A 12061-nucleotide genomic window follows, 5' to 3' on the forward strand; every position below is an offset into this window, starting at 1 on the left:
AATGCCGTACTGACCTGTGGCAAAAGCGGAGGCCGGGAGCACACGCTTGCGATCCAGAAGCACCGCCTCGGCCATCTGCACCGAAGCCATAGCCGGAGCGTAATAAGCCGACCCGGTCTTGAGCAGTTTGACGATTTCGCCACCGCCCATACGGGTGCGCTGGGCGATTTCCTCGATACGCTGTTTCGGGATAAGCTCGGTGATCGGGACACCGCCGACAGTGGTATACTTCGGGATCGGCACCATAGTGTCACCATGACCACCCAGGACCATCGCCTGCACATCGCTCATGGAAACATTCAGCTCCATCGCGATAAAGGTCCGGAAGCGGGTCGAATCCAGGACACCGGCCTGTCCGAAGACACGGTTTTTCGGGAAACCGGAAACGACCGAGGCATGGTAGGTCATAAGGTCGAGCGGATTGGCGACCATCAGGATATAAGCCTCGGGAGCATACTTGACGACATTTTCGGTGACCGACTTGATGATTTCAGCATTCTTCTTGAGCAGATCCTCACGCGACATACCCGGTTTGCGAGCCAGACCGGAAGTCACGATCACGAGGTCGGAATCCTTGATATCTGCAAAATCATTGGTACCGTTGACCCAGATATCATAGCCGACCAGCGGTCCGGCCTGGGTCAGGTCGAGTGCCTTACCGGCGGGCATATCTTCAATGATATCCACCAGCACTACATCGGCGATATTGCGGTTCGCCAGATACATTGCGCAGGACGCGCCCACATTTCCAGCACCGATAACCGATACTTTCTTACGCATCTTTTATCCTCCTGTTTTACCGGCCCTTCGTATCACTGTATGACCGGCATCCTTTACTATTAATATGCTTAATTCTCTATTTCTGCTCAGAAGTGACTCGATTGCCGTGTTGGCATCCATCACAGGTTCGATATATATTCTGCGCACGTCAGCATCCGCAAGAGATGACATTAAACACAGATTTACCCGGTTTGTCAACAGCGCAGTTCGATAAAGTTTATGAATCCCAAGCTTGAACTCAATTTTGCCTTCAGCCAGCAGTTTTCGGGGGTTTGGGTAACGCTCCGCCAGCCGATAAAAAGCCTCTGTCCCGATTCCTTCCTCACAGGCCGAAAGCATCAGAAGCGTGCCTCCGTCACGCACTCCCGCCTGCGTATTCTCAAAGCATTTCTGAAGCTGATAGAGGTTGCGGTCGAGGGGCGGGGAATGCTCCGCGATCACCAGATCATATTGTCTGTCAAGGCGATGAATGTAAATCTCCCGGCTTTTTTCAACCGCTCGATTATAGCTGTCGATCAAATTCCCACAGGTTAAAGCAACGATTTTGCGCGCTGAATCCTGAACGATTTGATAGGAATAAATACAGTTCAAATCAAGAAATTCAGTCGTCGACCAGAGTTCCTTCCAGACAGGGTTACCCTCGGTTTTGCCCGGTTGCGCAGACATAGAGATCGCTTTCTGGTGGTTGTGCTCAATGGTTTTACAGTAGGCCAGGCCGGGTACAACAGCTTTTATGCCTCCGGTGAAACCGGCGAAATAATGCGGTTCGACCGAACCGACAATCAGAACATTTTCGGCCCATAGGAACTGCTTATGGACCCAGACCTCGCCACCATCGTTCCATTTGCCGAGCTTTTCAAAACTGTCCCGGTCATGGGAATCCGACCAGTAAACTTGATCTTTGATAGTGTCATAATGTTTCCCGATCAGGCTTTTGTATTCAGACTGCGTTGGCTGGCGATGAAGTCCGGTGGCGATGATAATCCTGACTTCATGATGATCAACCAGCTCTGGCAGGATGCGGTCGAGTAGTTCATACGATGGTGTGGCACGAAAAGCATCGTTTACGATAATCAGCAAACGAAAACTGCCGGAGAAAAAGTTCTCCGGCAGTCTGTTTCGTTCTATTTCAGAATCGAGGTCCAGCGGCTGTCCAGATCGGGCTTTGAGAATATCGACTCCGCAATGATCCGGAATTTCAAGCCGATATCTACCCCGGCCGTATCTGAGCGGATATATCATCAAGCCAGGTCCGGGAAGAAATATCCGATCTCGATTTTGGCGTTCTCCGGTGAATCGGAAGCATGCACGGCATTCTCCTGGATATCTGTACCGAAATTATTCCGAATCGTTCCACAAGATGCCTTGCGCGAATCGGTCACACCGATCAGGGTCCTGAGATCCTGAATAGCGTTATCCTTTTGAAGGACCATCGGCACACAGCGCCCGGATGTCATGAATGAGACCAGTTCATTGAAAAACGGTTTGTCCTTATGGACCTGATAGAATCCCTGAGCTTTTTCTTCAGTCAGTTGCATCATCTGCAGGGCCAGGATTTTGAAACCGGACAGCTCCAACCTGTGAACAATCTCTCCGACAACTTCTTTTTTAACAGCATCCGGTTTAATAATCGCAAGAGTCTTTTCCATTATCGTCTCCGTATTACGCGCTCACGGCTGGTTTGCCCTGTTTTTTCTTGGCTTCTCTGGCGATCTCGAAACCGAGTTCGAGTGCTTTGAGGTTCTTTTCTTCAGTGCCCATCGGGGCACGGGACCTGACCACCTTCTTGACACCTTCTTTGGAAGCCAGGCCGGTGAGTTCCACGATCGCGCCCAGCGAAATTACGTTGGCGACCATCACGTGACCGATCTCGCTTTTGGCCAGTTGCGTAAACGGAAACGCATAACAGACCGGAGTTGGCGGTTGGTGTACAAGATCGGAATCGATTATCAATGTCCCATTTTCCCGCAGGTTCGGAAAATACTGGTCACAGGCTTCCTGAGTCAGTGCCAGCAGGAGATTGAGCCCCATCGGCTTGGGATAGTAAATCGTGTCATTTGACATGACTACGTCGGCACGTGAAGCGCCCCCCCTGGCTTCCGGGCCATAGGACTGGGTCTGGACAACATTTTTGCCGTCCTGCACACCCATCGCCTCGGCCAGCATCACACCAGCAAGAATCAGGCCCTGTCCGCCTGAACCGGAGAGCCGGATTTCATAGCGATCATAAGTGCTCTGTTTGCTTTTTGCTTTTGTCATATCACTCCCCTATCCCTGCCTGTTCACGCGCTCCCTGAGAGCGGCGTAGTTGTCGGTATACTCTGATTTTTCTTCCTTATGGATTACACCGGTAATCCACTTGCCTTCGAGCTTTTCCGGAGGCAGTTTGGCCGCGGATGTAACCGGGACCACATGGGACTTGAACCAGTTTACCATCTTGACCGCGTCGCCTTCTTTATTCCAGCGACCGTAATAGGTCTGACAATTGGAGAGCACATCGATTACCGAAAAGCCGTTGCTCTGGATACCGTCGGCAATCATACGAATCAACTGCCCGGTGTGGTAAACGGTTCCTCGTGCGACATAGGACGCTCCAGCCGCGGCGGCCAGCTTGGTAGCATCGAATGGATGCTCCAGGTTGCCGTAGGGAGCAGTCGAACCGCGCTTGGTGGTCGGGGTTGTGGGCGAGAACTGCCCGCCCGTCATACCGTAGATATGGTTGTTGACCAGGATCGTAGTGATATTGATATTGCGACGACAGGCATGGATAAAATGATTTCCGCCAATTGCCAGGCAGTCACCATCACCGGTGATAACGATAACGTTGAGCTTTGGCTTGGCGGCTTTGACGCCCGATGCGAATGCGATTGCCCGGCCATGGGTCGTATGCAGTGTATTGAAATCGACATAGACCGGCAGTCGCGAGGAACATCCGATTCCAGACAAAACAGCGATGTCGTCCTTGGGAATCTGGAGTTTGTCGATGGCACGGATCAGGGCCCCCAGCACAACACCGATTCCACACCCGGAACACCAGACATGCGGGAAGGTCTTTTTGGGCCTGAGGTAGTTATGCACCACGTTGGAGGGCTGTTTGTTTTTCTTTTTTGTTGCGGTAGTTGCTTCGGCCATATTACTTCACCTCCCTTATGGTGTCCAGGATCATCTGCGGAGTAATCAGTTCGCTGTCATAGCGCTGAAGGGGAATGATCTTGGTGTGGCGGGTATCCACGTAACGCTCGATTTCCTTGATCAGCTGACCCTGATTTAGTTCAGCCACTACCAGGTGTCGAACTGATTTGAGATATTCTTTCAGGATATGATCCGGGAAGGGCCAGACCGTGACGAGTTGCATCGCACCGACCTTCATCCGTTTCTGGCGCGCCATCTTAATCGCCTGGTTGGCGGCGCGGCTGACTATGCCGGTGGAGATTACGGCGACATTCGGTTCGTCATCCATGTAAACGGTCTTGATTTCGCAGATTTCCTCTTTGTTTTGAACGATTTTCTTTCTGAGCTTGTCCAGCTTGTTCTTGATCTCAACCGGGCGAGCCGTCGGGAAACCCATCTGGTCATGGGTCAGCCCGGTGATATTGAAACGGTACCCCTCACCGAAGGAAGCCATCGGCCCCACGAAAGTCGGGGTGATCTCGAAATGACGATACCATTCCGGGGGCACATCCGGTTTGATACGGTCGTAGACTTCGATATCATCAGGGGACGGTATCCTGACTTTCTCACGCATATGGCCGATCACCTCGTCGGTCAACAGCACGACCGGTGTGCGATATTTTTCAGCCAGGTTAACAGCTTTGATTGTAAGGGTCAGGCATTCCTCGCAGGAGGATGCTGAAAGCACGATGGAATGATAATCTCCATGAGTACCGTAGGCGGCCTGCATGATATCCGACTGTGAAACCTTGGTGGGCAACCCGGTCGAGGGGCCGCCGCGCTGAACATCGATAATTACACAGGGAACTTCGGCCATATAGGCGTAACCGATATGTTCCTGCATGAGGGAGAAGCCCGGCCCGGAAGTGGCGGTCATGGATTTGGCACCGGATACCGCTGCGCCGATAACCGCGGCCAGAGATCCGATCTCATCCTCCATCTGCATGAATGTCCCGCCGACCGTGGGAAGCATACGCGCGAGATTTTCCGCGATTTCAGTCGAGGGTGTGATCGGGTAACCGCCAAAAAACTTGACTCCAGCCAGAATCGCACCATGAGCACAGGCTTCGTTTCCCTGAAGTAACTGAACATTGTCTGTCATAACTACTCCTTTAGTCTTCATTGGAAACGATGGCCAGATCGGGACAATGCATCCAGCAGATAGAACACTGAGTGCATTTTCGGGGGTGTTCCACAATCGGTTTTCCGTCTCGGTCTGGTATGAACACATCATGCGGACATAAGGCGATGCAGATATTACAGGCCTTACACCAGTGATAAAATATGGTCAGAGGATTGTCGCTGGCCGACTTCTTTTCTTTTTCCTTCTCAGGTTTACTTTCGGAAGCCTGCTCCTTAGGCGTCTGTTCCTCTGCCTGGTTCTCGGCGGGCCTGGACTCTTGCTGTGCCTCGCCGGTTTTTGTTTCTGTCATCTTATGCTCCACTATTGCCAGTGTGAACGATTAACGTTATTTTCTTCTGGACGTTTTCTTCTTGGCTGTTTTCTTCCCGGCCGTCTTCTTACCGGCGGTTGCTTTCTTAGCTTTTTTCCTGCCGGACGTTGCTTTTTTAGTTGTTTTCTTCTTGGCGGTGGATTTCTTCTTCGGGGCGGATTTCGATTTTACCTTGTCAAGTTCCTCTTTAAGAAGTATCGGTATCTCGCTCGGAATCTTAGCGACCTTTATACCGGCCCGGTTGAGAGCCTTGACTTTATCCGCGGCCGTGCCTGTCCCGCCGGAGATGATCGCGCCGGCATGCCCCATACGCTTCCCTGGAGGAGCGGTGCGACCGGCAATAAATGCCACCACCGGCTTGTCGACATACTTTTTGATAAACTTGGCGGCTTCTTCTTCATCGGTACCGCCAATCTCGCCGATCATCACGATCGAATCGGTCATCGGATCCTCGTTAAATGCTTTCAGACAATCTATGAAATTAGTACCGATCACCGGATCGCCTCCGATGCCGATACAGGTCGACTGCCCCAGCTTCGCGAGGGTCAGGTTGTAGACGACCTCGTAGGTAAGCGTACCGGAACGAGAGACTACGCCGACTTTGCCTTTTTTATGAATCTGGGCCGGCATGATTCCGACCTTGGTCTTACCCGGCGAGATTATGCCGGGGCAATTGGGTCCGATCAGCCTGGTTTCGGTACCCTTAAGGTAATTGTAAACCTTGAGCATATCATTGGCGGGAACACCCTCGGTGACGCACACGACCAGCTTGATCCCGGCCTGGGCCGCCTCGAGGATAGCATCCGGCGCAAAAGCCACCGGGACATAGATAATCGACGCGTTAGCCTTGGTTTCGGCCACCGCTTCCGCCACAGTATTGAAAATCGGCACGCCTTCGAGCTTCTGGCCACCCTTTCCGGGAGTGACTCCGGCCACCACCTTGGTGCCGTATTCCAGCATCTGTTTGGTGTGGAAAGAACCATCGCGGCCGGTGATGCCCTGCACGACCACCCTGGTTTTACCATCTACAAAGATACTCATATAAACCTCTTTATTTAATACGTTTTCCCATACCTGAAATTGGCTAATCCATTAACAAATCCCCGACCCAGGCAGTTACTTTTCATAGTCTTCCTCGTCGACTATATCCAGCCCGTCATCTTCATAGTCATCCTCGTATTCGTCTTCATCTTCATCTGCTTCTTGTTCCTCATCCCCGATAACCAGCTTGTCACTCGGAATTTCGTCCAGGTATTTGCGACGACGCCGATCATCTTCCTCCCAGGAGTAACCTTTACGCCGTCGATACAGGTGGGCGCGGTCCTCCTCGTCGTTTTCATCGTAATCGGCCAGTTCATCGTCGTCCTCTTCATCCAGAAGATCTTTCGGATCCTCCTCCGCTTCCTCGATTATGGGATCTGAGGGTTCGAGGTATTCATCGTCATCGTATTTCTTTTTGCCATCCATGTTATCGCTCATATAACTGCCCTCCGGACCAGTCCGGGGAATTCTTTTTAGGCCGCGATCCCCGCTTTCTCGATCGCGGTTTTGACGACCTCTTCCATAGAAGATACGGCCGTCAGGTTGATCGATTCGAGAATTTTCCGGCCTTCATCTTCATTGGTTCCTGTCAGCCTGATCACGATCGGAACCGGTGGATCGAGTTCGCTGACAGCCTGCTTGATACCATTGGCGATATCGTCGCAGCGGGTTATGCCTCCGAAGATATTGAAAAGAATCGCCTTTACGTTGGAATCGCGTAAAATGATCTTCATCGCGTCTAAAACCTTTTGCGGATTGGATGATCCTCCGACATCCAGGAAGTTGGCCGGCTGACCGCCAAAATGCTTGACCAGGTCCATTGTCGCCATCGCCAGCCCTGCGCCATTGACGATACAACCGATATTGCCCTCCAGTTTTACGAAGGATAATCCCGCTTGTTTGGCATCCATCTCGGAAGCGTCCTCGGCATCCAAATCCCTCATCTTCTCGATCTCGGGATGACGGTCGAGGCCGTTGTCATCGATATTGATCTTGGCGTCGATGGCCACCACTTTGCCATCGGGCGTGGTGATCAGCGGGTTGATCTCCGCCAGCGAAGAATCGTTGGCCATGAATGTCCTGTAAACCAGCAGGATAATCCGGGCGGCCTGGCTGACCAGCTTGGGATCATCATACAGGAAGAAGGCCAGCTTGCGGGCCTCATGCATCTGCATTCCCAGAATCGGATCGATTCGATGCTGCATAATTTTTTCAGGAGTCTCTTTTGCCACGGTTTCGATATCGATACCGCCCGCGGGAGAAACCATCATGACCGGCTTTTTGGTGGCACGGTCGAGAATGATACCGACATAGGATTCGGTCTCGATGTCGGCCGCTTCGGAAATCAAGACTTTCTTGACAGTAAGCCCCTTGATATCCATTCCCAGGATATTTTTAGCATTTTCGAAGGCTTCATCGGCATTGGCGCTGTATTTCACTCCACCGGCTTTACCTCGTCCGCCGACATGGACCTGCGCCTTGACCATAACCGGCTTGCCGATTTCCTCGGCAATGGCTTTGGCCTCTTCGGGCGTTGTGGCGACCTTGCCGGGAGGCACTGGTATACCCTGAGCCTTGAAAAGTTCCCTGGCCTGATACTCGTGAATTTTCATTCTCGCTCCTTATCTTGCATGTACTTCCGAGCTATATCCATTAATATTTCTTTTTCGTTTTGATCCGGAAATTCGAGCACATAATCCAGCAGGTGATTCAATATCTCACCCACATGCGGTGACTGCCTGAGGTTAAATTCCTGCATAATATCGTTGCCGTTAACAGCTAACTGCGACAGCCCCAGCGGTGTTTTATTGTCCAGTTCGGTGTGGATTCGTTTTTCGAGGAGATCGATATCCGGCGTTGTATTACCCATTCCCTGCGCGATAACATCGGCCCGCCTCAAGTCCAGCAGGTCAAATACAAGCTCCGGGCCTACCTTGCGAATCAGGCGCCGTACACCTTTATCGGAAAGCTCCGAGGTAAACATATGAGTCCTGATCAAAGCCATCACATCCTCGATCACATGATTTGAAAACCGCAACCGGCTCAACACTTCGGATGCCATTTTCGCGCCCATGACCTCATGACCGTAAAAGTGGGCACGATCCCCCTCCAGCGTCCTGGAAGGAGGCTTGGCGACATCATGCAAAAGCCCGGCCAGCCTCACAACCAGCGAAGGTTTGAGCTGATCAACGGTATTGATCGAATGAGTAAAAACGTCATGAGCATGATAACCGCCGGGCTGGTCGACGTCAACAGTCTCGGCCAGTTCGGGCAAAATTTTTTTGAGCATTCCGCATTCTTTCATCAAAATAAACCCGATCGAGGGCTTTTGGGCGCGGGTCAGCATCTTGTTCAGCTCTTCCTGGATTCGTTCCGGCGAGATGGTCGTGATCAGGTCGACATTTTCGACAATGGCCGCGAAGGTCTGTGGCTCGATCTGGAATTCAAACCGGGCCGCAAACTGGATCGCCCTCATCATCCTGAGGGGATCATCTTTAAAAGTATCCGGCCTGAGCATCCGAATCAGGCCGTTTTTCAGGTCCTCTCCACCGCCAAACGGATCCAGAATTTCACCTGTACGGAGGTCACGAGCCATGGCATTGATAGTGAAGTCGCGGCGAAGCAGGTCTTCCTCTATCGGCAGTTTGTGGTCGAAATCGACCTTGAAGTCGCGATGACCACTGCCAGTGGAAAATTCACTGCGTGGCAAAGCGATATCGTATGTAATGGTATTTTTTATTCCGTTGGGGGATGCAGTAAATTTAATGACACCGAATGAACGCCCGACCAGGTCGACCTGGCCGAATCCTGTGAGAATTCTTACGAGTCGGTCGAATTCGATTTTTGTGACGAGGTAATCGCGGTCTTTTTCGGGAAAATCCACCCCGCGCAAGCTGTCGCGGACATAGCCACCTACTTCATACAGGTTGCCATGTTCTAAGATCTCATCGACGACTGCTCTGTTTAGACCATACATAAATCTATTTGGTAATGGTTGTACCGGCTTTCCCTTCCACCGCCTCGACAGCTTTTTCGATCGACGTGATAATCACCTTTTTACCGCCGATGTCGAGAAAACCGAGGGCCGCTTCTACCTTGGGCCCCATACTGCCGGGCGGAAAATGCCCCTCTGTCAGGTATTGTTTCATCTCGTCGTATTTAACCTCGCCCAAAAGCACCTGGTCGAGTTTTCCGTAGTTCAAAGCCACATTGTCGACACCGGTCAGTATCAAAAGCAGTTCGGCGTCGATCAGTTTGGCCAGAAGCGCGCTGGCGCGATCCTTGTCGATGACCGCGTCGACACCGTCGTAGTTGCCGTCATCATCGACGAACACCGGGATACCGCCCCCGCCGGCGGCAATTACGATAACGCCCTTCGATACCAGGGTTTTGATATGCCTGGCGGAGGGAATATCGAGCGGTATCGGTGAGGGTACTACCCTGCGCCACCCGCGATCGGCATCTTTTTTTATCGACCAGTCCCGTTCCCTGGCAAACTTGCGAGCCTCATTGTATTCGTAAAACTGCCCGATGTACTTTGATGGATCCTTCATCGAAGGATCGTTTTTATCTACCACCACCTGGGTCACAAAAGTGACCACATCGCGCTTGATCTTCTCCTGCCTGAGGCGATTCTGAAGCGACTGTTCGATCATGTAACCCATCCCGCCTTCGGTGTCGGCCACGCAGATCCCGAGAGGCAGTATGGGAGCTTTATCGCGGGCGAGTTCAACCCGCAGGACAGCGTTGCCGACCTGGGGGCCGTTGCCGTGTGTGATGGCGATGTTGTAGCCGTTTCGGATCAGGGGAATTATCCCGGAGAGTGACTGACGGGTATTGGCGAATTGATTCGCGATTGTATCGGGAACGCCTTTTTTAGTTATGGCGTTCCCTCCTAAAGCAATTACTGCTGTCGACTTTTTCGCTGGCATTACTTTTTCTTCTTTGCGAAGCCCTCCAGCACATCGGTCATATCCGGCTTGCCAATTTCCTGCAGTTCGTAGCGAACCCGGGTCGAGGGCTTTTTGATATTGATAATGCGTCTGAGATCGATCGGAGTGCCGATCACCACACTCTGGCATTTGACAGCGTTGATCGTGTTGGCCAGGTCACGCACCTGCTGCGCGCCATAGCCCATAGCCGGAAGCAACGGTCCGATATTCGGATAAGTCTCGAAGGTCTGCTTGAGACTTCCGCGCAGTGCAGGTCTCGGATCGACAAACTCGGTCGCGCCGAATTTCTGGGCGGCCACGATACCGGCTCCGTAGGTCATTTCACCGTGTGTCAGGGTTGGACCATCTTCGACAACCAGCACCTTCTTGCCCTTGATCACGTTCGGCTTGTCGACGAAGACCGGTGAAGCGGCCTCGATAACTGTCGCGTCCGGGTTATACATGGCGATATTTTCACGCAGGTGCTCGACATCCTCGGCATCGGCGGTGTCCATCTTGTTGATCACGATAACGTCGGCCGAGATGAAATTCGTCAGGCCGGGGTAATAGCTGAGCTCATGGCCGGCGCGATGAGGATCTGTAACCACGATCCAGAGGTCGGGTTTGTAAAACGGGGTGTCGTTGTTGCCACCGTCCCAGACGATCACATCGGCCTCCTTCTCAGCCTCGCCCAAAATCACTCGATAGTCAACACCGGCGTAGCATACGGTACCGCTTTTAATATGCGGTTCATATTCTTCCATCTCTTCGATAGTACATTTATGCTTCTTGAGGTCGGCCAGCTTGGCATAGCGCTGGCTGATCTGCTGGGTCAGGTTACCGTAGGGCATCGGATGGCGAATCGCGACCACTTTCTTGCCCAGCCCCTTGAGAACTTCGCAGACCTTGCGCGTGGTCTGGCTCTTGCCGCATCCGGTACGGATGGCAGTGATCGCAACCACCGGCTTTTTGGATTTGATCATGGTCTGATGAGTTCCCAAAAGCACAAAAGAGGCTCCGGCGCGTTCGACCAATGCCGCCTTCTGCATCACGTAGTGTTGCGGAACATCCGAATAGGAAAAGACAACTTCGTCTATTTCATGTTTCTGAATCAGCTTCTCGAGATCCGCCTCAGGCTTGATCGGAATACCCTTGGGGTACATCTTCCCGGCCAGCTTGGCGGGATATTTACGACCTTCGATATTCGGGATCTGAGTGGCTGTGAAAGCGACTACATTGTAGTCCTTGTTGTCCCTGTAAAATTCGTTATAGTTATGGAAGTCTCTTCCAGCAGCACCCATGATGATAACATTCTTCGGCATTCATTCCTCCTGCCGTTTATGATCCGAGTTTATTCTACTTTATTCAGTACAAAGACTGGCCGAATCGACGGCCACAACCCCATCACAACAGCCCAGAAACCGTTCATTAATATACCCTTCCGGCTGAACAGTAAAGTGAATCTATCAGATCGCCCACAAAATTCAAGCACTTTTTGCTATTTTTTTCACTAATTTATCTAATACATATAAGCGCCGATATTTCCACTGATGTCTGCCCGGTATCTGATCATCGATTTCATCCCCGGTCATGCAATCCCGCGTATGCAGTGGATTTCCAGCGATAAACATTATTTTTGTGATTACAGACAGAAATAAAATAACAGTTGAATATCGCCCTGCA

General features: G+C 51.8%; 13 protein-coding genes. All 13 read right to left on the reverse strand.

Annotated elements, in window-relative coordinates; translation table 11 throughout:
- Positions 1–780, reverse strand: a 780-nt coding sequence (mdh, locus tag GF404_13365) for a malate dehydrogenase (protein ID MBD3383168.1), incomplete at its 3' end; no start/stop codon positions are given.
- A 3-nt stretch (positions 781–783) separates the two neighbouring features.
- The gene (gene larA, locus GF404_13370; protein MBD3383169.1) at positions 784–2022 is read right to left on the reverse strand and encodes a nickel-dependent lactate racemase; all 1239 of its coding nucleotides are present in this window, start codon (positions 2020–2022) and stop codon (positions 784–786) included.
- Positions 2022–2429, reverse strand: coding sequence for a nucleoside-diphosphate kinase (locus GF404_13375; protein ID MBD3383170.1), 408 nt, complete (start codon positions 2427–2429; stop codon positions 2022–2024). The genes larA and GF404_13375 overlap by 1 nt, the downstream gene beginning before the upstream one ends.
- Before the next feature lie 13 nt (positions 2430–2442).
- Positions 2443–3039, reverse strand: coding sequence for a 2-oxoacid:ferredoxin oxidoreductase subunit gamma (locus GF404_13380; protein MBD3383171.1), 597 nt, complete (start codon positions 3037–3039; stop codon positions 2443–2445).
- Between the two features lie 9 nt (positions 3040–3048).
- Entirely contained in the window at positions 3049–3912 is an 864-nt protein-coding gene (locus GF404_13385) for a 2-oxoacid:ferredoxin oxidoreductase subunit beta (GenBank protein MBD3383172.1), read from the reverse strand.
- 1 nt (position 3913) lies between these two features.
- Positions 3914–5053, reverse strand: coding sequence for a 2-oxoacid:acceptor oxidoreductase subunit alpha (locus tag GF404_13390; protein ID MBD3383173.1), 1140 nt, complete (start codon positions 5051–5053; stop codon positions 3914–3916).
- Positions 5054–5063: 10 nt separating this feature from the next.
- Complete coding sequence (locus GF404_13395) at positions 5064–5384, reverse strand: 2-oxoglutarate ferredoxin oxidoreductase subunit delta (GenBank protein MBD3383174.1); 321 nt, start codon at positions 5382–5384, stop codon at positions 5064–5066.
- A 36-nt stretch (positions 5385–5420) separates the two neighbouring features.
- A complete protein-coding gene (gene sucD / locus GF404_13400) occupies positions 5421–6446 on the reverse strand; it encodes a succinate--CoA ligase subunit alpha (GenBank protein ID MBD3383175.1) in 1026 nt (341 codons plus the stop codon).
- A gap of 75 nt (positions 6447–6521) precedes the next feature.
- Positions 6522–6884, reverse strand: coding sequence for a hypothetical protein (locus GF404_13405; GenBank protein ID MBD3383176.1), 363 nt, complete (start codon positions 6882–6884; stop codon positions 6522–6524).
- A 35-nt stretch (positions 6885–6919) separates the two neighbouring features.
- On the reverse strand, positions 6920–8059 hold the full coding sequence (sucC, locus tag GF404_13410; protein MBD3383177.1) for an ADP-forming succinate--CoA ligase subunit beta: 1140 nt from the start codon (positions 8057–8059) through the stop codon (positions 6920–6922).
- A complete protein-coding gene (locus tag GF404_13415) occupies positions 8056–9423 on the reverse strand; it encodes an HD domain-containing protein (protein MBD3383178.1) in 1368 nt (455 codons plus the stop codon). Before GF404_13415 ends, sucC begins: the two co-directional genes overlap by 4 nt.
- Before the next feature lie 4 nt (positions 9424–9427).
- The gene (gene arcC, locus GF404_13420) at positions 9428–10378 is read right to left on the reverse strand and encodes a carbamate kinase (protein MBD3383179.1); all 951 of its coding nucleotides are present in this window, start codon (positions 10376–10378) and stop codon (positions 9428–9430) included.
- Positions 10378–11700, reverse strand: coding sequence for a GTPase (locus GF404_13425; protein ID MBD3383180.1), 1323 nt, complete (start codon positions 11698–11700; stop codon positions 10378–10380). The genes arcC and GF404_13425 overlap by 1 nt, the downstream gene beginning before the upstream one ends.
- Between the last annotated feature and the right edge of the window lie 361 nt (positions 11701–12061).

The organism is Candidatus Zixiibacteriota bacterium, assembly GCA_014728145.1.
In the GTDB taxonomy this organism is placed as follows: Bacteria; Zixibacteria; MSB-5A5; order JAABVY01; family JAABVY01; genus WJMC01.